19 protein-coding genes are annotated in these 23951 nt (G+C 65.8%); 10 read left to right on the top strand and 9 right to left on the bottom strand.

Annotated elements, in window-relative coordinates; genetic code table 11:
- Positions 1-2: 2 nt before the first annotated feature.
- The 3 genes from QX132_RS27335 to QX132_RS27325 all read right to left on the bottom strand — a co-directional run bounded on the left by QX132_RS27335 (position 3) and on the right by QX132_RS27325 (position 4642).
- Positions 3-1880 (bottom strand): extracellular solute-binding protein, encoded by a 1878-nt coding sequence (locus QX132_RS27335; RefSeq protein ID WP_316163325.1) that lies wholly within the window; start codon positions 1878-1880, stop codon positions 3-5.
- Positions 1877-3721, bottom strand: a complete 1845-nt coding sequence (locus QX132_RS27330) for an extracellular solute-binding protein (RefSeq protein WP_316163385.1) — start codon at positions 3719-3721, stop codon at positions 1877-1879. The genes QX132_RS27335 and QX132_RS27330 overlap by 4 nt, the downstream gene beginning before the upstream one ends.
- A 372-nt stretch (positions 3722-4093) precedes the next feature.
- Positions 4094-4642, bottom strand: a complete 549-nt coding sequence (locus QX132_RS27325; RefSeq protein ID WP_315734650.1) for a c-type cytochrome — start codon at positions 4640-4642, stop codon at positions 4094-4096.
- Positions 4643-4897: 255 nt separating this feature from the next.
- Here QX132_RS27325 and QX132_RS27320 point away from each other — a divergent pair, with 255 nt between their 5' ends.
- Together QX132_RS27320 and QX132_RS27315 are read left to right on the top strand one after the other, a co-directional pair.
- Entirely contained in the window at positions 4898-5638 is a 741-nt protein-coding gene (locus QX132_RS27320; RefSeq protein WP_315734652.1) for a 3-deoxy-manno-octulosonate cytidylyltransferase, read from the top strand.
- A gap of 18 nt (positions 5639-5656) precedes the next feature.
- On the top strand, positions 5657-6517 hold the full coding sequence (locus tag QX132_RS27315) for a prephenate dehydratase (RefSeq protein ID WP_315734654.1): 861 nt from the start codon (positions 5657-5659) through the stop codon (positions 6515-6517).
- Here the strand turns inward: QX132_RS27315 and QX132_RS27310 are convergent.
- Entirely contained in the window at positions 6498-7421 is a 924-nt protein-coding gene (locus QX132_RS27310) for a LysR family transcriptional regulator (protein WP_316163324.1), read from the bottom strand. The two genes, QX132_RS27315 and QX132_RS27310, sit on opposite strands and share 20 nt — an antisense overlap.
- 101 nt (positions 7422-7522) lie before the next feature.
- Here QX132_RS27310 and QX132_RS27305 point away from each other — a divergent pair, with 101 nt between their 5' ends.
- Positions 7523-8392 (top strand): NmrA/HSCARG family protein, encoded by an 870-nt coding sequence (locus QX132_RS27305; RefSeq protein ID WP_316163323.1) that lies wholly within the window; start codon positions 7523-7525, stop codon positions 8390-8392.
- An 84-nt stretch (positions 8393-8476) separates the two neighbouring features.
- Positions 8477-9145 carry an SDR family oxidoreductase gene (locus tag QX132_RS27300; protein ID WP_316163322.1) on the top strand — a complete coding sequence of 223 codons (669 nt, stop codon included), beginning with the start codon at positions 8477-8479 and terminating at the stop codon, positions 9143-9145.
- A 25-nt stretch (positions 9146-9170) separates the two neighbouring features.
- Here QX132_RS27300 and QX132_RS27295 read toward each other — a convergent pair whose 3' ends face one another.
- Both QX132_RS27295 and QX132_RS27290 read right to left on the bottom strand, forming a co-directional pair.
- Positions 9171-10190: an LLM class flavin-dependent oxidoreductase gene (locus tag QX132_RS27295; protein WP_315753467.1), complete on the bottom strand. Its 1020-nt coding sequence runs from the start codon at positions 10188-10190 to the stop codon at positions 9171-9173.
- A 117-nt stretch (positions 10191-10307) separates the two neighbouring features.
- The gene (locus QX132_RS27290; protein ID WP_316163321.1) at positions 10308-11273 is read right to left on the bottom strand and encodes a hypothetical protein; all 966 of its coding nucleotides are present in this window, start codon (positions 11271-11273) and stop codon (positions 10308-10310) included.
- A 461-nt stretch (positions 11274-11734) separates the two neighbouring features.
- Between QX132_RS27290 and metF the strand changes: the two genes are divergently transcribed.
- The 5 genes from metF to QX132_RS27265 all read left to right on the top strand — a co-directional run bounded on the left by metF (position 11735) and on the right by QX132_RS27265 (position 19728).
- Entirely contained in the window at positions 11735-12652 is a 918-nt protein-coding gene (gene metF, locus QX132_RS27285) for a methylenetetrahydrofolate reductase [NAD(P)H] (RefSeq protein WP_315797077.1), read from the top strand.
- Positions 12652-16518 carry a methionine synthase gene (metH, locus tag QX132_RS27280; protein WP_316163320.1) on the top strand — a complete coding sequence of 1289 codons (3867 nt, stop codon included), beginning with the start codon at positions 12652-12654 and terminating at the stop codon, positions 16516-16518. The genes metF and metH overlap by 1 nt, the downstream gene beginning before the upstream one ends.
- A gap of 341 nt (positions 16519-16859) precedes the next feature.
- Positions 16860-17993 (top strand): ABC transporter permease, encoded by a 1134-nt coding sequence (locus QX132_RS27275; RefSeq protein WP_315775496.1) that lies wholly within the window; start codon positions 16860-16862, stop codon positions 17991-17993.
- A complete protein-coding gene (locus QX132_RS27270; RefSeq protein WP_315797079.1) occupies positions 17990-18709 on the top strand; it encodes an ABC transporter ATP-binding protein in 720 nt (239 codons plus the stop codon). Before QX132_RS27275 ends, QX132_RS27270 begins: the two co-directional genes overlap by 4 nt.
- Complete coding sequence (locus tag QX132_RS27265) at positions 18706-19728, top strand: HlyD family secretion protein (protein WP_316163319.1); 1023 nt, start codon at positions 18706-18708, stop codon at positions 19726-19728. The genes QX132_RS27270 and QX132_RS27265 overlap by 4 nt, the downstream gene beginning before the upstream one ends.
- 107 nt (positions 19729-19835) lie before the next feature.
- Here QX132_RS27265 and QX132_RS27260 read toward each other — a convergent pair whose 3' ends face one another.
- Complete coding sequence (locus tag QX132_RS27260; RefSeq protein WP_316163318.1) at positions 19836-20468, bottom strand: glutathione S-transferase family protein; 633 nt, start codon at positions 20466-20468, stop codon at positions 19836-19838.
- 60 nt (positions 20469-20528) lie between these two features.
- Positions 20529-21122 (bottom strand): GNAT family N-acetyltransferase, encoded by a 594-nt coding sequence (locus QX132_RS27255; RefSeq protein ID WP_315783721.1) that lies wholly within the window; start codon positions 21120-21122, stop codon positions 20529-20531.
- Between the two features lie 110 nt (positions 21123-21232).
- Here QX132_RS27255 and QX132_RS27250 point away from each other — a divergent pair, with 110 nt between their 5' ends.
- Positions 21233-22123 carry an alpha/beta hydrolase gene (locus QX132_RS27250; protein WP_315783723.1) on the top strand — a complete coding sequence of 297 codons (891 nt, stop codon included), beginning with the start codon at positions 21233-21235 and terminating at the stop codon, positions 22121-22123.
- A 21-nt stretch (positions 22124-22144) separates the two neighbouring features.
- Here QX132_RS27250 and glpK read toward each other — a convergent pair whose 3' ends face one another.
- Complete coding sequence (gene glpK / locus QX132_RS27245; protein ID WP_316163317.1) at positions 22145-23647, bottom strand: glycerol kinase GlpK; 1503 nt, start codon at positions 23645-23647, stop codon at positions 22145-22147.
- Positions 23648-23951: the final 304 nt, after the last annotated feature.

Raw genomic sequence — 23951 nt, 5'->3', positions numbered from 1 at the left:
AACTACTTCGCCTGCTCCAGCTTTGCGGCCTTGGAAGCATCGTACCACCAGATGTCGGGGGCGCCGACGCCCGAGGCGTATTTCGGCGGCTTCGGCGGGTGGCCGAACTGATCCCAATAGGCAATCGGATGCGTCTGCCGATACCATTGCGGTATCCAGTAACGGCCGGCGCGGAACACGCGGTCGAGCGCCCGGCAGGCCAAGGTCAGCTCGGTGCGGGTCGAAGCGGCGATCGCCTTCTCGACCAGCGCATCGACCGCAGGATTGCTGATCCCGGCGAGATTGTGCGAGCCCCTGGTCTTGGCCGCCTCGGCGGTGAAATAGGGCCTCAGGCTGTCGCCGGGCGTCGGCGACATCGACAGCCGCTCCACCGTGATGTCGAAATCGAAATCCTCGACCCGCTTGCGGTACTGCACGGCATCGACGATGCGCAGATCGGCGTCGATGCCGAGCGTCTGCAGGTTCTTGATCAGCGTGCCGTGGTGCGGCTTGAACGAGACCTCGTCGATCAGAAACTCGATGCTGAAGACCTCGCCATTCGGCAGCAGCCGCTTGCCGTCCTTCACCGGCAGTCCCGCCTGCTGCAAGAGCTGCGAGGCCTTGCGCAGGAGCGCGCGGTCCTGCCCTGATCCGTCCGAGACCGGCGGCACGAACGGCTCGCCGAACACATCGTCAGGCACCTGGCCGCGGAACGGCTCCAGGAGCTTCAACTCCTCCGCCGACGGCATGCCGACCGCGACCATGTCCGAGTTCTGGAACGGCGACACGGTGCGCGCATAGGCGCCGTACATGATGGTCTTGTTGGTCCATTCGAAATCGAACGCGTAGGTCAGCGCCTGGCGGACGCGCGAATCCCCAAACTTGTCGCGGCGGGTGTTGATGAACCAGCCCTGCCCGCCCGACGGCGTCTCGTCCGGCAAGAGCTCACGCTTGACGCGGCCGTCCTTGATGGCCGGGAAATCGTAGCGCGTCGCCCAGATGCGCGACGTGAACTCCTCGCGGAACAGATAGCTCTTGGCGGTGAAGCCCTCGAAGGCGACGTCTCGGTCGCGGTAGAACTCGTAGCGCACGATGTCGAAATTATACATGCCGCGGCTGACCGGCAGGTCGGCCGCCCACCAGTCCTTGACGCGCTCGAACTCGACGTAGCGGTTGATCTCGTATTTGCCGACCTTGTACGGGCCGGAGCCGAGCGGCACATCCAGCGGCCCCTCGTCGAACGCGCGGTTCGCGTACCAGGCCTTCGAGAAGATCGGCAGGGTCACGACGTAGAGCGGCACGTCGCGGGCGCGCTTCTCGACGAAGCTCACCACGACCGTCGCATCGTCGAGCGCCTCGGCCTTCACGAAATCGCGCAGCTGCACGACGATCAGCGGATGGCCCTTCTCCTTCAAGGTATTCAGCGAGAAGGCGACGTCGTGCGCCGTGATCTTGGACCCGTCGTGAAAGCGCGCCTCGGGACGCAGCGTGAAGCGATAGGTCAGCTTGTCCGCTGATATCGCGACGGACTTCGCGACCAGGCCATAGACCGCATCCGGCTCGTCGCTGGCGCGCACCATCAGCGACGCGAACGTCATGTCCATGCCCTGCGCGCCCTCACCTTTCAGGACGTAGGCATTGAACGAGTTGAAGGTCTGATAGGACTGGTTGTAGGCGCGCACCGACGGGATCAGCGAGAACAGCCCGCCCTTCGGCGCATCCGGATTGACGTAGTCGAAGTGGTGGAAGTCGGCGGGGTATTTCAGATCGCCGAACGCCGATGTGCCGTGCGAGTCTGCGCCGAACTCCGCGGCCATGGCCGGCTTCAGGAGGGGGACGCTGAGCGCGCCGAGCCCAAGCCCGAGCACGCCACGGCGCGACAGATGCGGGAGCGTGCTCAAGAGCGCTTCACCTTGGCAGCCTTGTCGGCGTCGTACCACCACAGATTCGGCCAGCCGGACCGCGCATATTTCGGGAACGGCGTGAAATGGCTGAAGCGGTCCCAGCGCGCGCTACGCGCAAATGGATAGGTGAACTGGGGAACGACGTAGAAATTCCAAAGCAGCACCCGGTCGAGCGCATGCGTTGCCGCTTCGAGAGAGGCGCGATCCTTGGCGTAGATGATCTTCTCGATCAGCGCGTCGACAGCGGGGTTCTTGATGCCAATCGTGTTCTTCGAGCCGGACTCGTCGGCGGCCTTGGAGCCCCAGAAATCGCGCTGCTCGTTGCCGGGCGACAGCGACTGCCCCCAGACATCGATGATCATGTCGTAGTCGAAGGTGCGCACCCGGTTCTCATACTGGACGTTGTCGACCTGGCGTACCGTCACCGCGACGCCGAGGCGCTCCAGCGACGGCTTGTAGAACAGCACGATGCGCTCGGACGACGGGTCCTGGACCAGCAGCTCGACCGTGACCGGCTTGCCGGCGGGATCGACGAGCTTGCGGTCCTTGATCTCGAAGCCTGCGTCCTTCAGCAGCTTGGTGGCCTCGCGCAGATTGGCGCGAACGTTCTCGGGATTGCCGCCCACCGGGGCTTGGTAGACCGTGGTGAACACGTCCGGCGGCACCTTGTCGCGCAGGCCCTCGAGGATCTGCAGCTCCTGGCCCTGCGGCAGCCCGGAGCAGGCCAGATCCGTGCCTTCGAAGTAGCTGTTGATGCGCTTGTACTGGCCGTAGAACAGCTGCTTGTTCATCTCCTCGAAATCGAAGGCGTAGTTGAAGGCGCGCCGCAGCCGCGCATCCTGGAATTGCGGACGCCGCAGGTTGAAGGCGAAGCCCTGCATGCGGCCGGAGTCGCTGATCGGGAATTCGTCCTTGACCACGCGCTTGTCGTTGATGGCCGGGAAGTCGTAGGCCGTGGCCCACTGCTTGGCCGAGTTCTCGTTGATCCAGTCGGCCTGGTCGGCCTTGAAGGCTTCGAGGGCGACGATGTTGTCGCGGAAGTATTCGAACTGCAGCTCGTCGAAATTGTTCTGGCCGATCTGGACCGGCAGGTTGGCGCCCCAATAGTCCTTGACGCGCTCCATCTTGATCGAGCGTCCGGGCACGAACTCCTTGATGCGATACGGGCTCGACCCGAGCGGCGGCTCCAGGGTGGTCGCGGTGACGTCGCGCTTGCGGCCCTGCGCGTCGGTGCCTTCCCACCAGTGCTTCGGCAGCACCAGCAGCTCGCCGACGATGTGCGGCAGCTCGCGATTGCCCGGACCATCGAAGGTGAACTTGACCTCGAGATCGCCGGTCTTCTCGGCCTTCACCACATGACGATAGTAGGATGAGTAGTGCGGGCTGTTCTTCTTCAGGGCCTCGAGCGAGAAGATGACGTCCTCGGGCGTCACCGGCTTGCCGTCGTTCCAGCGCGCTTCCTTGCGCAGGCGGTAGATGACCCAGGAGTAGTCGTCCGGATAGGCCGCCGACTCGGCGAGCAGGCCGTATTCGGTCGACACCTCGTCCTGCGACCGCGTCATCAAGGTCTCGTAGACCAGCCCCGCCGCGGACGCGATGTTGCCCTTCACATACATCACGACGATGTTGAAATTGTCGAAGGTCCCGAGCGAGATCATCCGCGCGACGCCGCCTTTCGGCGCATCCGGATTCACGTAGTCGAAGCGCTTGAAGTCCGCCGGATACTTGATCTCGCCGAACAGCGACAGGCCGTGGCGCCAGACCAGCTGCTCGCCGGCCTGCGCCCGGGCGGTGTCGAGAGGGGCAAGGCTGGCCGCCGTGCCGAGCGCCGGGGTCATCGCAGCGAGCACGCTGCTCTGCAGGAGCTGTCGTCGGGTAATCGTCAAATGAGACTTCCTCTGAATAAGACCGCTTGAAGCAGGTGGTAGCCGTGGCCGCTGCTGCTCCCAGATCCAACGTCTGATCGTAACCCAATTCGCAAGGGCAGGTTTCGCCGGCCTCAGCGAGGTGCTCCGGCCCGCGAACCCGTTCCATTCAGGGGACCAATATACGGCAAGGTTTCGACCAATAACCTTGCTTTTTCCTCATGATACCGGGTTGTGAACGAGGTGGATGCGACCAAAGGTCCCAAATGCGGCGAAATTCGCCCCGCAAAGCAAAACGGCCGGGCTTGGGGCCCGGCCGTCGAAAACTGGTGGGTCAGCAGCCGATCACTTGGCTGCGGTGGGCAGCGGCGCCGGGCTGTCGGCCAGCGAGTTCAGATAGGCCAGCACGTCGGCCCGCTCTGAGTCCTTCTGGATGCCGGCGAAGCCCATCGCGGTGCCCGGGATGTAGCCCTTCGGATTGGCGATGAACTTGTTGAGGTCGTCGATCGTCCAGGTGCCGCCCTTGGCCTTCATCGCCGCCGAGAAGTTGAAGCCGCGGCCTTCGCCGATCTTGTCGCCGACGATGCCGTAGAGGTTGGGGCCGACGCCGTTCTTCTCGCCCTTCGCGAAGGTGTGGCAGGCCGCGCACTTCTTGGCGGCGGCGGCGCCCTTCTCGACCGAGGCGGTCTGCAGCAGCTTCTCGATCGGCTCGGCCGCGGCCGGCGCAGCGCCACCCTTGGCGGCGCCCTCGGCCTCCTTCACGGCGATCTCAAAACCCGGCTTCTCCGGCATTTTCGGCGCGAAGATCGCGCCAGCGGAGAAGCTCGTGACCAGCACGACCAGACAGGCGGCCAGCACGGCGCCGATGATTTTGTTCAGTTCGAAGGAGTCCATTTTGGAATCAGGCTCCGAGGGCGGATTTCATTGTTCTGTCGGAGGCCGCGAGGCCGCGACCGCGAATCGCCCCAGGACTCGAGATAAGGACTCGTCAAGGCATCGAGCGGAATCGAGCCGTCGCGCCTCCCCCTGCGGCAGAAGTGAGATATCGGTTTGCCCGTGCTCTGGCAACCCGTATAAGCGGGCGGCTTTCGCTGTCCCCATCCAGTCCGGCCCGCGCTGTTGCGACCGGCTCCGACCTGCCGTTCCCGGATGACCAAATCCCGAATTCTCGTGCTGATCCCCGCCCGCATGGCGTCGACCCGCCTGCCGGGCAAGCCGCTGCTCGACATCGCCGGCCAGCCGATGATCGTGCAGGTGCTCCGGCGCGCGCAGGAGGCCGCGATCGGCCGTGTGGCCGTCGCCACCGACACGCCCGAGATTGCTGCGGCCGTCACGGCCGCGGGCGGCGAGGTGGTCATGACCAGGCCGGATCATCCCTCCGGGTCAGACCGCATCTACGAGGCCATGTGCAAGCTCGACCCGGCCCGCGAGGCGGAGATCGTGGTCAATCTGCAGGGCGACTTCCCGACCATCGACCCGCAGAACATCAGCGACGTGCTGCCCCCGCTCGAGGATCCCGCCGTCGACATCGCGACCCTTGCCGCGCAGATCCACACCGAGGAGGAGAGCCTCAATCCGAACGTCGTCAAGGCGGTCGGGTCGCCTCTCGGCGGGCGGCGCATGCGCGCGCTGTATTTCACCCGGGCCACGGCGCCGCATGGCGACGGACCAAGGTACCATCATATCGGCCTCTATGCCTACCGGCGGGCGGCGCTGGAGCGCTTCGTCAGCCTGCCGCCATCCCCGCTGGAGCAGCAGGAGAAGCTGGAACAGCTGCGGGCGCTGGAAGCCGGCATGCGGATCGACGTGATGGTCGTCGACGCCGTGCCCCGCGGCGTCGACACCCCGGCCGATCTCGAAACCGCACGCCGGCTGCTGTCCAAGACCTAAGCTGCTACAAGGCCCCACATGAGCAAGATCTTGAAAATCGCATTCCAGGGCGAGCCGGGAGCCAATTCCCACATCGCCATCTCCGAGGCCTATCCGACCGCCGAGGCCATGCCCTGCGCCACCTTCGAGGACGCGCTGAGCGCGATCTCCTCCGGCGAGGCCGATCTCGGCATGATTCCGATCGAGAACTCGGTCGCCGGCCGCGTCGCCGACATCCACCATCTGCTGCCGGCCTCCGGCCTCTACATCATCGGCGAGTGGTTCCTGCCGGTCCGCCACCAGTTGATGGCGCTGAAGGGCACCAAGCTCGCCGACATCAAGACCGTCGAAAGCCACGTTCACGCGCTCGGCCAGTGCCGCCGCATCATCCGCCAGCTCGGCGTCCGGCCGATCGTGGCCGGCGACACCGCGGGCAGCGCGCGGGACGTCTCCCAGCGCGGCGACAGGAGCGTCGCGGCGATCGCCTCGCGGCTGGCAGCCGAGATCTACGGCCTCGACATCCTCGCCGAGGACATCGAGGACGAAGCCCACAACACCACCCGCTTCGTCGTGCTGGCGCGCCAGGAGCAGTGGGCCGAGCAGAATTCCGGGCCGCTGGTCACGAGCTTCGTGTTCCGCGTGCGCAACCTGCCGGCTGCGCTCTACAAGGCGCTCGGCGGCTTCGCCACCAACGGCGTCAACATGACCAAGCTCGAAAGCTACATGGTCGACGGCAACTTCTTCGCCACGCAATTCTATGCCGATGTCGACGGCCACCCGAACGACAAGGGCCTCGCTTTCGCGCTGGAGGAGCTGAAGTTCTTCTCGCGCGAGCTGCGCATCGTCGGCGTCTATCCGGCGCACCCGTTCCGGGCGACATTCAGCGAGCGGATGGAGTGATCGGACCGTCATCTCGCAGCTCCAGATAGGCCGCCAGCTCGGCCGGCGTTCCCATCGGGAACGCCTGCTTCAGATGGTCGAGAAAGGCGGAGACGCGCGCGCTCAACAACCGCCGCGACGGATACAGCGCCCACAGCGCAACCGCTGGCGCGTCGAGATCCGCCCACTGCACGAGCCGGCCTGCAGCGAGGTCGTGGCTGGCGAGCGAGAGCGGCAGGCATGCGGCGCCGACCCCGGCACGGACCGCATCGCGCACCATGATCAGCGATGACAGCCGCAGGATCGGATCGATTGCGATGCGCGATCGTCCCTTTGCAGCCGTGACGTCCCACGCTGCGATCTGCTCGGTGCTGCGAACGACAGCAGGAACGCGCGCGCCGTCCGCCGGCCTCGTCAGGGCTGGGCTCGCCACGACCACCATCTGGTCGCGCAGGAAGATGCGCCCGACCAGGCTGTCATCAGGATCGGGATTGACCCGGATCACCAGATCATAGCCCTCCTCGACCATGTCGACGGCCCGGTCGTCGGTCGTCACGTCGAGCCGGACCTCGGGATATCGAAGCGCGAACGACGCGGCGAGCCTGCCCATCGCGGTTTGCGAGAACAGCAGCGGCGCGCTGATCCGCAGGCGGCCGCGCGGCGTGTCGCCACCCGAGGAGATCGCAGCCACGGTCTCGTCGAGCTCGGTGAGCAGCGCGCCCGCCCGCTCGAACAGCGCCCGTCCCTCCTCGGTCAGCTTCAGCGCGCGCCCGCCGCGCTCGATCAGCCTGATGTCGAGGCTCGCCTCCAGTTCGGCGACCCGACGCGACAGCGTCGCCTTGGGGCGACCGCTAGCGCGGGCGGCGCGGCCAAAGCCGCCGTGACGGGCGACCAGTGTGAAATCGGCGAGCGGCAGCAGATCCATCTGTTCCACCAATGAGACGATATGTCCATTTATAGCGTCTATTGGCTCGCATATGGATCGCTATTTTCGGGGTGTCTCAACAACCAACCCGGAGTGATCCCATGACCATCCTCGTCACCGGCGCCACTGGTACCGTCGGCCGTCACGTCGTCGAGCAGCTCGTCAAGCGCGGCGCCGACGTCCGTGCCCTCGTCCGCGATCCTGCCAAGGCGAGGTTTCCGGCGGGCGTCGCGGTCGCGCAGGGCGACCTGCTCGACATCGATTCGCTGCGCTCTGCCTTTTCGGGCGTCTCGACCTTGTTCCTGCTGAACGCCGTCGCGCCCGATGAATTCACCCAGGCGCTGGTCGCACTCAACGTTGCCCGCGAGGCCGGCATCGCGCGGATCGTCTATCTCTCGGTGATCCACAGCGACGTCTACGTCAACGTGCCGCACTTCGCCGGCAAGTTCGCCGTCGAGCGGATGATTGAGCAGATGGGCCTGAACGCCACCATCCTGCGCCCGGCCTACTTCATGACCAACGATCTCACGATCAAGGACGTCGTGCTCGGCTACGGCATCTACCCGATGCCGATCGGAGCCAAGGGCCTTGCCATGATCGACGTCAGCGACATCGGCGAGATCGCAGCGATCGAGCTGATCCGCCGCGAGCAGTCAGCCGTGCCGCTGCCGCTGACACGCATCAACCTGGTCGGTCCGGACACAATGACCGGCGCTGATGCCGCTGCGATCTGGTCTGACGTGCTGGGCCGCACGATCACCTATGGCGGCGACAACACCAGGCAGTTCGAGACCAACCTCCGGCAGGTCATGCCGAGCTGGATGGCGTTCGACATGCGGCTGATGGCCGAGCGCTTCCTCACCGACGGCATGGTGCCCGAGGCCGGCGACGTCGCGCGCCTGACGGCGCTGCTGGGCCGTCCCCTGCGCTCCTATCGCGACTTCGTCGCTGACATCGCGACCGCCGCCTGACGGCAACAAGCCCTGATCATCCACCAAAGCCAACTGTGGGGCGCCTCCGCGGACGCGTCCCATGCCAAGTCTCAGGAGGTCATCATGACTCATTCCACACGCGATAGCCCCAATGGCGCGAAGCCGAACATCCTGGTTCTCGGCGCGACCGGCGGCACCGGCCGGCTGATCGTGCGCGAGGCGCTGGCGCGCGGCGACAATGTCACCGCGCTGGTGCGCTCGCCGGGGAAGGCCGGCGATCTGCAAGGCGCGCATCTGATCGTCGGTGACGCCCGCGACGAAGCGACGTTGCGGAAGGCGCTGAAGGGTCAGGACGCCGTCATCAGTGCCTTGGGCACGCCGGCCGGTCCATTCCGGGAGGTGACGCTGCTCTTGACCGTGACGCGCTCGCTGGTCGACGCAATGCGGGCCGAGTGCGTCTCGCGGCTGGTTGCCATCACCGGAATTGGCGCCGGCGACAGCGCCGGGCACGGCGGCTTTCTGTTCGACAGGCTGATCTTTCCGCTGCTGCTGCGCAAGGTCTACGCCGATAAGAATCGGCAGGAGGCGATCATCGGCAATAGCGGGCTCGACTGGGTGGTCGTTCGTCCCTCGGTGCTGAACGACAAGCCGGGCGGACACACAGTGCGCGCGCTGACGGATCTCACCGACTTTCATGGCGGCACGATCGCGCGGGCCGACGTCGCGCGCTTCGTCTTGGATCAGGTGAGCGACGACAGCTTCCTGCATCGCTCGCCCCTGATCACGTGGTGAGACCAGCGACGCGCGGCGTCGATGCTCACGCCGCCGCCTTCCGCTCCAGGCCGAAGGCGTCGGCAAGCAGGCTGTAAGAGCGCTTGCGGGCGTCGTGGTCGAAGGTCGCCGTGATCACCATCAGCTCGTCGGCCTGGCTTGCCGCGATCATCGGATCGAGCTTGGCTCGCACTGTCGCCGGGCTACCCACGAACAGCCGCGACCGGTTGCGTGCGATCGAGGCGCGGTCCGCGTCTGTATACATGGTGGCCGCCGCCTCCTCGGGGCTCGGCAGCGGCAGGAACTGGCCGCGGTCGCGCCGCAGGCGGTTGAGGTCCATCGACGACGCCAGCCGCTCAGCCTCGGCGTCGGTCTCGGCCGTCACCACCGCGACCGCCAGGATCGCATGCGGCTGCGAGCGCCAGCGCGACGGCGTAAAATGCGCGCGGTAGGTTCGCATCGCGTCGACGGCATCGTGGCTGGCGAAATGATGCGCGAAGCCAAACCCCATGCCGAGCTGGGCCGACAGCTCGCTCGAATAGTCGCTGGAGCCGAGCAGCCAGATCGGCGGCAGCGGCGCGTCGTCGGGCATGGCGACGACGTTGTTGTAGGGATGGCCGGCGGGAAATTCGCGGGTCTCCCACAGCATCAGCTCGTGCAGCCGCTCCAGGAAGTCATCACCCTCGCGGCGGTCGAGCCGGCTCCGCAGCGCATAGGCCGTGGTGCCGTCGGTGCCGGGCGCGCGCCCCAGACCGAGATCGATCCGGCCGGGAAACAGCGCCTCCAGCATCTTGAAGCGCTCGGCGACCACCAGCGGCGCGTGGTTGGGCAGCATCACGCCGCCGGAGCCGACGCGGATGTGCTGCGTCACCGCCGCGATCTGCCCGATCATGATGTCGGGCGACGGGCTCGCCACCGACGGCAGGCTGTGATGCTCGGCCAGCCAATAGCGGACATAACCGAGCTGATCGACATGGCGGGCCAGATCGATGCTGTTGCGCAACGCCGCCGATGGCCTGGTGGCCGTGGTGGTGACGGAGAGGTCGAGGACGGAAAGCGGGATCATATACGTAAGCTAACTCGAAAAAGACAGCGAACAAGAGCCTAATGCGAACATCATCGCAATCACTTTCCTTTGCTCACAAAGACCGGTCGAAACAATTAGGCACGGCTTCTCACAGATTCATTGCGAGAATGATTTTCGGATTTCGAGAGCACTTCTCGCCGTAAGGCTTCTCCAGTTATTCGCGCCCTGTGATTGCACATAAAGATCCGTTGCGTACTTCTCAAAAACGTTCTCCAGCGTCACTTGGTCCAAAGCATTGCCCATTGGGTCGCTCAAAGAGCCAAACACCCTAACAAAACTATCGAGTGCAGGCTTGAATTGATTCATGTACGGCTGAGTTGTTAGAGCGTAGATGTCAGGGAATTTCTCGTTACGCTTGTTCAGCGCTTCTATCTTTCGCGAAATGGCATTATAGTCGCTCGACATCTTATAGATGCTATCTCGTAGCTCCTTGATTTGCTTCCCAAGGATCTGGTTCCGCCACCCTCCTGTAGAAAGCCCCTGACACAGATTCATCCAGGGATCCCAATCCCTATCGAGAATTTCTAAGAGCTCGTCGATCGCTTCGATTTTTTTCGGAACGTCTATTGATGCAGTAGCGACGCTGGGAACTTTAGTTGTTGGAGGCGAAGCTGCAGCGATCGCTGGCTGGCCGCCGCTGGGTTCAGTGGCGAGCCAATTTATGCGCATCTGCCAAATGACGCCACCGAGCGCGATGACAAGCCCAAGGATGATGACGTGAGAAGGCTCCACTTTCCGAATCCACGTTTGCTGAAGTAGTTCACTACCGACGACACCTGTAGCATAAAACTGGTCGCCCCCATGTTCCGCGAGTTTGCGCTTGAGAGGATGGACCGTGAGTCGGTGAAATATCCATAGCGTAAGGGCAGCAAGGGCGAACGGAACAACCCAATAGAACACGGTGGATGCGTCCGGCGACGTAATGCCAAACCAGACAGCTATTTTCTCATCGCCCCATCCGATCAAGGCGTTGTCGACCAGTTTGACAACGAGCTTATAGGCAAACAGCAACACAGCCTCGGCGAAAGCCCAAATGGCCCACCCTTTAAAACCTTTCGGCATCCGTTCTCCCAAGACTCATTGGCGTGGCTGTGTAGCGGAGAATGTACCAGTTTGTTCGCTATTTGTCCTACCGGTTGCACTTCTAGTGGCATCAAATTGAGAGTTTGAGACCGCTACAAAAAGCTCTCAGAGATCACGTTGCCAACCGCACGGCGCGGTACGCGGAGGTTGACGCCGAAGTGGGATAGGATTTATGTATACATTCCGATCGCGCATTTGTCCCACCAGATATGCCGGTGAAATGAGGGGTAATCTGGCATCCATATGTTGAATTAGCTGGATTTTTTCGTCCCACTATCTAAAGAACATAGTCCATATATTTGACATTCATTGAACTTTTATGGGCCATTTCCCACTTCGGGTGGGCTGTCTATGGCGGTACTCGTCGCTTATGCTGGGGCGCCGAGAGGGGACGCCCCTCTTGAGTTGAAATTTGCGCCCCATTCGGAACCTGCGTTGCCATGACCGACCTCGCCACCGCCATCGCCGACGGCCACACCGCGATTCCCAGGCCGAAGATCTCGTTCGAGTTCTTTCCGCCGAAGACCGAGGAGATGGACCGGACGCTGTGGGCCTCGATCGAGCGCCTCGCGCCGCTGGAGCCGAGCTTCGTCTCGGTGACCTATGGTGCCGGCGGCTCGACCCGCGAGCGCACCCACGCCACGATCGCGCGCATCCTGAAGGAGACCGCGCTGCTGCCGGCGGCGCATCTCACCTGCGTCGGCGCTTCGCGCCGGGAGATCGACGAGGTCGTCGACCGCTATCACGAGGTCGGCGTCCGCCACATCGTGGCACTTCGCGGCGATCCGCCCGGCGGCATCGGCACGCCCTACTCCACCCGTGCCGACGGCTACCAGACCTCGCCCGAGCTGATCGCCGGCATCAAGAAGCGCCACCCCGACATCGAGATCTCGGTCTCCGCTTATCCGGAGAAGCACCCCGAGAGCCGCGACTTCGACGCCGACATCGACATGCTCCAGGCCAAGGTCGACGCCGGCGCCACCCGCGCCATCACCCAGGTGTTCTTCGACAACGACCTCTACTTCCGCTACCTCGACCGTGTCCGCGCCCGCGGCATCGACATTCCGATCGTGCCAGGGATCATGCCGATGCACAATTTCAAGCAGGCGCGCGGCTTCGTCACCCGCGCCGGCACCACGGTGCCGCACTGGCTCGCGGAGAAGTTCGACGGTCTCGACGACGATCCAGAGACCCGCAAGCTGGTCGCGGCGACCGTCGCCGCGGGCCAGGTGCAAAAGCTCGCCAAGCATGGCGTCGACACCTTCCATTTCTACACCATGAACCGCGCCGACCTCGTGTTCGCGATCAGCCATCTGCTCGGCATCCGTCCGAAGTCCGCCAACAAGGCTGCTGCCTGATGCTCGCCCCCGTATCCCCAGCGCGTACCGCCTTCCTTGCCGCTGCAGCCAAGCGCATCCTGATTCTCGACGGCGCCATGGGCACGATGATCCAGGCGCTGCAGCTCGACGAGGCCGCGTTCCGCAGCGAGCGGTTCAAGGACTTCCATCGCGACCTCCGCGGCAACAACGATCTCTTGATCCTCACCCAGCCCGAAGCGATCGAGGACATCCACGCGCAATATCTGCGCGCCGGGGCCGACATCGTCGCCACCAACACCTTCTCGGCGACATCGATCGCGCAGGCCGACTACGACCTGTCCGACATCATCTACGAGCTCAACCGCGAGGGCGCCCGGCTCGCCCGCAATGCGGCCACGCGTGTTGCGGCCGAGGACGGCAAACAGCGCTTCGTCGCCGGCGCGATGGGCCCGACCAACCGCACCGCCTCGATCTCGCCTGACGTGTCCAATCCCGGCTACCGCGCCGTGACCTTCGACGATCTCAGGCTTGCCTATGGCGAGCAGGCGCGCGGGCTGCTGGACGGCGGCGCCGACATCCTGCTGCTCGAAACCATCTTCGACACGCTCAACGCCAAGGCGGCGCTCTATGCCATCGCTGAGCTCGCCGAGGAGCGCGGCATCGACGTGCCCGTCATGATCTCCGGCACCATCACCGACAAGTCCGGCCGGCTGCTGTCCGGCCAGATGCCAGAGGCGTTCTGGAATTCGGTGCGTCACGCCAAGCCGCTGACGATCGGCTTCAACTGCGCGCTCGGCGCCGAGGATCTGCGCGCCCATGTCGCCGACATCGGCCGTGTCGCCGACACGCTGGTCTGCGCCTATCCCAACGCCGGCCTGCCCAACGAGTTCGGCCAGTATGACGAGACGCCGGCCTATATGGCGCGGCTGATCGGCGAGTTCGCGAGCGCCGGCCTCGTCAACATCGTCGGCGGCTGCTGCGGCACCACGCCGGACCATATCGCCGCGATCGCCGCCGCGGTGGCCCCGCACAAGCCGCGCGCCGTGCCGGAGATCGCGCCGCGGCTGCGGCTGTCGGGCCTGGAGCCGTTCGAGCTGACGCCCGCCATTCCGTTCGTCAACGTCGGCGAACGCACCAACGTCACGGGCTCCGCCAAATTCCGCAAGCTGATCACCGCCGGCGACTACACGGCTGCACTGCAGGTCGCACGCGACCAGGTCGAGAACGGCGCCCAGGTCATCGACGTCAATATGGACGAGGGCCTGCTGGATTCGGAAGCCGCGATGCGGACCTTCCTCAACCTCGTCGCTGCCGAGCCGGACATCGCCCGCGTGCCCGTGATGGTCGACTCCTCGAAATTCCATGTCATCGAGGCCGGCCTGAAATGCGTGCAGGGCAAGCCGGTGGTGAACTCGATCTCGCTGAAGGAAGGCGAGGAGAAGTTCATCCATGAAGCGAAGATCGCGCGCCGCCACGGCGCCGCCGTCGTCGTGATGGCGTTCGACGAGACCGGCCAGGCCGACACCTACAAGCGCAAGACCGAGATCTGCGCCCGCGCCTACAAGATCCTGGTCGAGCAGATCGGCTTCCCGCCTGAGGACATCATCTTCGATCCCAACATCTTCGCCATCGCGACCGGACTTGAGGAACACAACAATTACGGCGTCGACTTCATCGAAGCGACACGTTGGATCCGGCAGAACCTGCCGCATGCCCACGTTTCCGGCGGCGTCTCGAATCTGTCGTTCTCGTTCCGCGGCAATGAGCCGGTGCGCGAGGCGATGCACTCGGTGTTCCTGTATCACGCCATCAAGGCCGGCATGGACATGGGCATCGTCAATGCCGGCCAGATGATCGTCTATGACGACATCGATCCCGAGCTGCGCCAGGTGTGCGAGGACGTGGTGCTGAACCGCGACCCCGGCGCGTCCGAGCGGCTGCTGGCGCTGGCCGAGAAATTCCGTGGCCAGGGCAAGCAGACCAAGGAGGCCGATCTCGCCTGGCGCGAATGGCCGGTCGGCAAGCGGCTCTCCCACGCGCTGGTGCACGGCATCACCGAGTTCATCGAGCAGGACACCGAGGAAGCCCGAGCCGCCTCGACGCGGCCGCTCGACGTCATCGAAGGCCCGCTGATGGCCGGCATGAACGTGGTCGGCGACCTCTTCGGCGACGGCAAGATGTTCCTGCCGCAAGTCGTGAAGTCCGCACGCGTGATGAAGCAGGCGGTGGCCTATCTGATGCCGTTCATGGAGGCGGAGAAGGCCGCCAACAAGGGCCGCGCCAACGAGCGCTCCAACGCCGGCAAGATCGTGCTCGCCACCGTCAAGGGCGACGTCCACGACATCGGCAAGAACATCGTCGGCATCGTGCTCCAGTGCAACAATTTCGAGGTCATCGACCTCGGCGTCATGGTGCCCGCCGCCAAGATCATCGAGACCGCCAAGGCCGAGAACGCCGACATCGTCGGGCTCTCCGGCCTGATCACGCCGTCGCTCGACGAGATGGCCTATCTCGCTACCGAGATGGAGCGCCAGGGCCTGAACGTGCCGCTCCTGATCGGCGGCGCCACGACGAGCCGCGTCCACACCGCGGTCAAGATCGATCCGAACTACCGGAATGGCCCGGTCGTTCATGTCAACGACGCCAGCCGCGCCGTCGGCGTCGCCTCCTCGCTGCTGTCGCCGGAGCGCAAGGATACCTACGCCACGGAGATTCGCAGCGAGTATCAGAAGATCGCCGCTGCGCATCTGCGCGGCCAGGCCGACAAGAAGCGGCTGAAGCTCGCGGACGCCCGCGCCAACGCGCCGAAGATCGACTTCGCCAAGGCGAAGCCGGTGAAGCCGACCTTCCTCGGCGTCAAGACCTTCGTTGATTACGACCTCGCCGAGCTGGTGCCCTATATCGACTGGACGCCGTTCTTCCAGACCTGGGAGCTCGCCGGCCGTTTCCCTGCGATTCTCGACGACGCCAAGGTCGGCGAGGCCGCACGGGCGCTCTATGACGACGCGCTGAAGATGCTGAAGCGCATCGTCGCCGAGAAGTGGTTCACGGCGCGCGCCGCGATCGGCTTCTGGCCGGCCAATGCCGAGGGCGACGACATCGTGCTCTATGCCGACGACAGCCGCACCACGGCGGTCGCGACCCTGCACACCCTGCGCCAGCAGCTCGAGAAGCGCGAGGGCCGCTTCAACACGGCGCTCAGCGACTTCATTGCGCCTGTGGGTTCCGGCGTGCCGGACTATGTCGGCGGCTTCGTCGTCACGACGGGCCTCGGCGAGGATGCCGTCGCCGACCGCTTCAAGAATGCCAATGACGACTACTCCTCGATCCTGGTGAAGGCGCTGGCCGACCGCCTCGCCGAGGCTTTCGCCGAGCGGCTGCATGCCCGCGTCCGCCGCGAGTTCTGGGCCTACGCTCCGGACGAGGCGCTCTCGCCGGACGATCTGATCCTGGAGAAGTATCACGGCATCCGTCCCGCGCCCGGCTATCCGGCGCAGCCCGACCACACCGAGAAGGCGACCTTGTTCGAGCTGCTCGACGCCGAGAAGAATGCCGGCGTGCGGCTGACCGAAAGCTTTGCGATGTGGCCGGGCTCGTCGGTGTCGGGCCTCTATTTCGCCTCGCCGGAGAGCTTCTATTTCGGCGTCGGCAAGATCGAGCGCGACCAGGTCGAGGACTACGCCGCGCGCAAGGGCATGACCGTCGCCGAAGCCGAGCGCTGGCTGGCGCCGATCCTGAACTACATTCCGGCAAGGAGTGGACAGCAGGCGGACGCGGCAGCGCGCGCCGTCGCTTCGCCCGCTCCGGCCAACGACGCCGCACCCGCCGAGCTCGCGAGCCATCCGGTGGGCTGCACCTGTGCCGTTCATCTCGCCTGGCGCAAGAAGGCGGTCGGCGCAAAGTAGCCGGCGCGCAGTCTCCCACCCCAAACTGTCGTCCCGGCCTCGCGCCGGGACCCATACCGCGTGATGCATCTGTCGGCCGCCGTGGTCGATACCGAGCGCACGACACCTCCCTGTGGTTATGGATCCCGGCGTTCGCCGGGACGACACCAGTTATGGCGGACCGCCGTCGCCTCCCATATGCGTTCGCAGGGGCAGCACCGCATGTGACCCCTCCCCGTGTCCCCCGCGCCACGGCCGCCGCGAATGACAAAGCGCCACAGCCGGCGCCATGCGATGCAGCGTGGACTTATCCCCGCTAACCGGCTGAAATGCCGCCGGGGCCTCCGGGTGGTTTTTCGTTCATGTCGTTGCAGTTCAGGCTTGCGTCCCGAAACCTGTTCCATGACAGGCTTCGTTTCATTGCCACCATCATCGGCATCATCTTCTCGATCGTGCTGGTGACCGTGCAGATGGGCCTCTATGTCGGCTTCCGCCGGATGGTCACGACCATGATCGACCATTCCCCGGCCGAGCTGTGGATCATGCCGGTCGGCACCAAATGCTTCGAGGATCCCTCGCTGCTCGACGAGCGGCAGCGGTTCCGGGCGCTGGCGGTTCCTGGAGTGGCGGAGGCGACGCCGCTGGTGATCGGCTATGCGCAATGGCGGCTGCCGCAGGGCACCACGACGCCGGTCTTCGTGGTCGGCTCGGAACTGCGCGGGCTCGGGCTGCATCCCTGGAACGTGGTGGAGGGACGGCTGGACGACCTGTCCGTGCCGGGCGCGGTCGCTATCGACCAGACCTATTTCGAGCGGCTCGGCATCGGCGGCGCCGGCCAGGCTGCAGAGCTCCGCGACCAGAAGGTGCAGGTGATGGCTGTCACCAAAGGCATCCGCTCGTTCACGACAACGCCTTACGTGTTCACCGACGTCGACCGCGCCCGCGCCTATACCGGCATCGCCTCGAACAAGGCGTCCTATCTGGTGGTCAAGCTGGCGGCCGAGGCCGACCTCTGGACCGTGCAGCGGGCCCTGCGCGACAGCCTGTCCAATGTCGAGGTACTGACCGCAGCCGAGTTCGCGAGCCGCAGCCGCTCGTTCTGGCTGTTCGGCACCGGCGCCGGTGCCGCGCTGTTCGCCGGTGCCCTGCTCGGCCTCATCGTCGGCACCGTGATCGTGGCGCAGACGCTCTATTCCAGCACCAAGGATCACATCAACGAGTTCGCGACCCTGCGCGCGATCGGCTCGTCCAGCCGCTACATCTACACCGTCATCATCTGGCAGGCGCTGCTCAGCGCCATCGTCGGCTTCGCCGGCGCTGCGGCGATCGGCAAGATCGTGGCGGCGGCGACCGCGGAATCAGCGCTGCCGGTCATCATGACACCGACGCTGACGGTCGCGCTGTTCGTGCTGACGGTGACGATGTGCGTCGGCTCGGCGATCGCGGCGATCCTCAAGGTCATGCGCATCGACCCGACCCTGGTATTCTCGCGATGACCGACACCGTGCTCGAGGCCACCGATCTCGTGCATCACCTCGGCCAGGGGGCCGGCAGGGTGCAGGCACTGAAGGGCGTGAGCCTGTCGCTGAAGGGCGGCGAGCTGGCGCTGCTGATGGGCCCTTCGGGCAGCGGCAAGACGACGCTGCTGTCGATCCTGGGTTGCCTGATGACGCCGGATGGCGGTGCCGTGCGGGTTGCCAACCAGCCGGTCGCGGGGCTCGATCCCGAGGCGCTGGCGAAGCTGCGCCGCGAGCGCATCGGCTTCATCTTCCAATCCTATCATCTGTTTCCGACGCTGAACGCCGAGGACAATGTGCGGCTCGCGCTCGATGTGCGCGGCGAACGCGCGGGGTCTGCGAAGAAGGCGGCGCGCGAGGTGCTCGAGAGGGTCGGCCTCGGTCCGAAGAAGCGGTCGTTCCCGCGCGAGCTCTCGGGCGGCGAGCAGCAGCGCGTCGCGATCGCCCGCGCCATCGTCGGCAAGGCGCAGGTCATTCTCGCCGACGAGCCGACCGGCGCGCTCGATACGGCCAATGGCCATGCGATCATGACCCTGCTCGCGGACATCGCCAAGGATCCCTCACGCGCGGTGCTGGTGGTCACGCATGATCCGCGCATCCTGCCGTTCGCCAATCGCGTCATTCACATCGAGGACGGCCGCATCGTCCGCGAGGAGAGCGGCGGCGAGTCCATGAAGAAAGTCTCGCACGCATGATATCGGGAATTCCAGAACGCGCTCACCTGCTCGGGCTCGTCGCAGCGGCCGCACTTGCTATCACCGTCACGCCGACCTCGATTCCACCGACAGCGCGCGCCGCCAATGCCCAGGAGGAACGCTGGCTGGCCGTCGCGCCCGGCCGGGTCGAGCCGGCATCCGGCCTGATCAAGCTCGGCGCGCCCGTGGTCGGGCCGATCCAGGAGGTGCTGGTCAAGCCGAACGAGACCGTGTTCACCGGCCAGGCCCTGGTGCGGCTCGGCGACGCCGAAGCCCGCGCGCAGCTCGCCAGCGCCGAGGCGCAGGTCGCGATGCGCAAGCGCGTGCGCAACAAGGAGTCGACACCGTCTGGCGCGGGTCCGCGGCGCCGGGCCGAAGACGGCGTCGCCGACGCGCAGGCGGCCGTGTTCGACGCGCGTGCTGCGCTCGACAAGGCGGTGGCCGAGCGGCGCGCCGGGCGCGGCGCCGATGCCGATGTCGACACCGCACGCACGCAACTGACAGCCGCGCAGGCGAAGCTGGAGCAGCAGGCCGACGAGCTGCGCAAGGTCACCGCTGATGCGCCACTGCCGATCAGCGCCGAGGGCCAGCTCAACGTCGCCCGCAGCGAACTGCAGGGCGCCCGCGCCACGTTGGAAAAGCTCACCATCCGCGCGCCGCTCGACGGCACGGTGCTGCAGGTCAATGCGCGCACCGGCGAGATCGCCTCGCCGCAGGCGACCCAGCCGATGGTGCTGCTCGGCGACACGTCGTCGCTGCGCGTGCGCGCCGAGCTCGACCAGCGCGACCTCGACAAGATCAAGGTCGGTCAGCAGGCCGTGGTCCGCTCCGACGCCTTCCGGGGCCGCGACGTCGCCGGCAAGGTCGCCGCCATCGCCCCCCTGGTCGAGAGCAGCCGCGCTGCTGCGCTCAGCCAGCGCAACATGACCGATGTCGATGTCGTCGAGGTGCTGGTCGATCTGGCCGAGCCGGGCCCGTTCGCGGTGGGCATGAAGGTGGACGTGTATTTCCGGCCGTGAGGGGCGCGCCGTTCGGCCTACGCCTCGCGCGCTGCTGCCCACCCTCCCCTGGAGGAGGAGGGTGAGCACCGAGCAAGCGGCACGGTCTGACGTCTCGATGGACTCCATCAATCCCCGCTCGGCGGGGCCAGCGGCTGGACGATCTCCTGGAATGGCGGCAGCGCCTCGCAGCGGGCGGCATGCGCGGCCAGCGCCGGATAGCGCGTGGCGTCGAACAGATGCGGATGCGCCTCGCGTGTGAAGCGCAGCACGCAGGCGACGGCAATGTCGGCATGGCCGATTCGCTCGCCATGCCAGTAGTCTGTCGTGATTGCGGCGCGCTCCGCCTCGAGCATCACCAGCACGCCCGAGATCTGCGTCTCGCAACGCGCGACCCACAGGGCCAGGCGGTCCTTGCGCAGCACGCGCTCATAGATCAGGCTGACGGCCTTATCGCCCAAGCCAGTCGCGAGCGCGATCGTATGCAGCTGCCTGCGGCGCAGCGCGCCGCTCCGCGCCAGCATCGCGCGCTCGGGCCCGACGGTCTCGTCGAGATGATCGAGGATCGCGACCGAATCGATCAGCGCCTCGCCGTCGTCGAGCACCAGTACGGGTACGCGCAGCAGCGGGTTGTACGGCGCGATCTTGTCGGCGTCGCCGAAGGTCGACCACGGCTTGTGCTCGAACGGCAGGCCGTAGAGCCTGAGCGCGATCGCGGTGCGACGGACGAAAGGCGAGTCGTATTGGCCGATCAGGAACATCGGTTATCCTCCTGTGCGGCGCATTGAAGCGCCGTTCGGCGCCGTTGTCAGCTCCCATGTTCAGGCGAGCAGCGGCACATGCGCTGCGACATCGCGCGGCAGCGTGCCGTCGAGGCGCGGATCGGGGGCGATCTCGATCTGGCGGCGATAGGGGCGGAAGCCGGAGCGCTGGTAGAAGGCGAGCGCGCGCGGATGATCGAAGCTGCAGGTGTGGACCCAGAGCCGGGTGAGCGGCTGTGCCCAGGCGCGGCGCAGCGCGTGGTTCATCAGCAGGCGGCCGGCGCTGGTGCCGATCAGCTTCGACGTGACGCCGAACAGCACCAGCTCGCAATCGGACTTCTTGCGGAAATCGAGCTCCAGCAGGGCTTCATCACCGCCGTCATGCGCCAAGGTGTAGATCTCGACTCCGTCAGCGCGAATCGTCTTGGCAAGCTCCGCATCGCTCATGCGCGTGCGCTGCGACCACAGCCACTCCCAGCCGACGCGGGCATAGAGGTCGCGGTACCAAGCGAGATCGGGCTGCGCGACGCGGCGAATGCTCCAGTCGCCAGTCGGATCGGGCGGCAGCACTGGCGGTGCCAGCATTTCCAGCGAGGTCACCACGGCCGCGACCTTGCCGGATGGGATGTCGAAATATCCGTCGGGAATGGTCACTCAAGACGACCTGATTGAAGAGTGATCGGCAACTTGCTTACCCCGGACGTAATTGGAACCGCACAGCGGTCCCGGCATGGTCGGCGCATTCAACATCAGGAGCCATGCCCATGCAACGACGAGACGTGCTGCTGACCGCGGCAGCAGCCAGCTTCGCGGCGACGGGAGCGAGCCCCGCCGCCGCACCGACCGCGGCGCGCCCGCGTATCCGCTGCAGCGACGGCGTGACGCTCTATCACGAGGAGTGGGGCAGCGGCCGGCCGGTGCTGTTCGTACATGCCTGGGCGCTGACCAGCGCGATGTGGACCTACCAGATCTCCGATCTCAGCCAGCGCGGGCTGCGCTGCATTGCCTTCGACCGCCGCGGCCATGGACGCTCCGACGTGCCGGGCAGCGGCTACGAGCTCGACCGCCTGGCCGACGACATCGCCGAGGTCATCGCGCAGCTCGACCTTGATGACGTCGCGCTGGTCGGCATGTCCATGGGCTGCAACGAGATCCTCAACTACGTCGCGCGGCACGGCACGGGACGCATCTCGCGCATCGCGATGCTCGGACCGACGACGCCGTTTCCGCTGCAGACCGCGGACAACGCGCTCGGCGCGCCTCACGGCTATTTCGAGCAGTGCTGGGCCGCGTGGCAGAGCGACTTTCCGAAATGGATCGAGGACAACAAGCTGCCGTTCTTCACGAAGGACGCCTCGCCGCAGATGATGGAATGGGTCGCGGCGATGATGCGCCAGATGCCCATTCCCGTCGCGGTCGCCACCAACCGCGCGCTGATCGCGACCGACCTGCGGCCGGTGCTTGCGAAGATCGACCGTCCCGTGCTGATCCTGCACGGCGACAAGGACGTCTCGGCGCCGCTCGACATGACGGGACGGCCGACCGCCAAGGGCATCAAGGGCGCCGAGCTGAAGGTCTATCCCGGCGGCCCGCATGGGCTGTTCGTGACCCACATGAAGCAGGTCAATGCCGACCTTGCTGCGTTCCTGGCTTAGCTGCTGTGGGACGTGAGCGCCCTACTCGCCCTCGTCGCTCGCCAGCACGCCCTTCACGGCGCGCGCCCAGCCGGCGAGCTTGCGCTGCCGGGTCGCCGCGCTCATCGCCGGCCGGAAGCGGTGCTCGAGCCGCCAATTGTCGGCGAACTTCTCCGGCTCCGGATAGACGCCCGCATTCAGGCCGGCGAGATAGGCGGCGCCGAGCGCGGTGGTCTCCTGGATCATGGGACGGTCGACCGGTGCGTCGAGCAGGTCGGCGAGACGCTGCATGGTCCAGTCCGAGGCGGTCATGCCGCCATCGACGCGCAGCACGATCGTGGCCGCGGACGCATCGGGCCAGTCGGCGCGCATCGCCGCCCACAGATCGTAGGTCTGGTAGCAGACGCTTTCCAGCGTCGCATGCGCGAGTTCGGCCGGCCCGGTGTTGCGGGTGAGGCCGAACAGCGCGCCGCGCACGCGCGGATTCCAATAGGGTGCGCCGAGGCCGACGAAGGCCGGCACCAGATAGACCGACTGCATCGAGTCGGACTTGTCGGCGAGCGGGCCGGTTTCCGCGGCATGCTTGATGATGCCGAGCCCGTCGCGCAGCCATTGCACGGCGGAGCCGGCGACGAAGATCGAGCCTTCGAGCGCATAGGTCCTGACGCCGTCGAGCTGATAGGCGATGGTCGTCAGCAGCTTGTTGTTCGATTTCACCGGCGTGGCGCCGGTGTTGAGCAGCGCGAAGCAGCCGGTGCCGTAGGTCGACTTCATCATGCCCGGCGTGAAGCAGGCTTGTCCAATGGTCGCGGCCTGCTGGTCGCCGGCAATGCCCGCGACCTTGATCGGACCGCCGAACAGATCGGGCGTGGTGGTGCCGAAATCGGCCGAGGAATCCTTCACCTCGGGCAGCATCGAGCGCGGCACGCGCAGCAGCTTCAACAGCGTCTCGTCCCACTGCCCGGTGTGGATGTTGAACAGCAGTGTGCGCGAGGCGTTGGTGGCGTCGGTGGCGTGCACCTTGCCGCCGGTCAGGCGCCACAGCAGGTAGCAGTCGACGGTGCCGAACATCAGCTCGCCGCGGTCCGCCCGCTCGCGCGCGCCCGGCACGTGGTCGAGAATCCAGGCGACCTTGGTGCCGGAGAAATAGGGATCGATGATCAGGCCGGTTTTGGCGCTGACGTCCGGTTCATGGCCGTCCGCCTTGAGCCGCGCGCAGATGTCGGCGGTGCGGCGGTCCTGCCAGACGATGGCGCGGTGCACCGCCTGGCCGGTGGCGCGGTCCCATACCACGGTGGTCTCGCGCTGGTTGGTGATGCCGATCGCGGCGATGTCCTTTGCAGCCAGGCCCGCCTTTGTCAGCGCGTCGCGGCAGGTCATCACGGCCGAGGTCCAGATGTCCTCCGGCTCGTGCTCGACCCAGCCCGACGCCGGGAAATGCTGCGGGAATTCCTGCTGCGCCACCGCGGCGATCGAGATGTCGGAGCGGAACACGATCGCGCGCGAGGACGTGGTGCCCTGATCGATGGCCAGCACGAAGGACATGGGGTTTCTTCCCGGGAGGTTGACGACGTTGGGGCGACAAGCAAGCGGATCAGGCGGGCGAGGTCAAGGTGGAGCGGCACGCGGGATGTCCACCCTCCCCTGGAGGGGGAGGGTCGGCTCGCATGAAGCACAGCGGAATGCGAGACGGGGTGGGGTGAGCCACAGGCGCGGTGCTCGTGGAGAGATCACCCCACCCCGCCTCACATTTCGCTTCGCTCAACGTGAGGCGACCCTCCCCCTCCAGGGCTACGGGATGCCCGAAAGCGATTCCAAGCGATTTCTGGATGTGATTCAAAGTTTTCGA

Source organism: Bradyrhizobium sp. SZCCHNRI20481 (genome assembly GCF_032485055.1).
Classification (GTDB): domain Bacteria; phylum Pseudomonadota; class Alphaproteobacteria; order Rhizobiales; family Xanthobacteraceae; genus Bradyrhizobium.
This window is presented reverse-complemented; position numbering and strand designations above follow the sequence as displayed.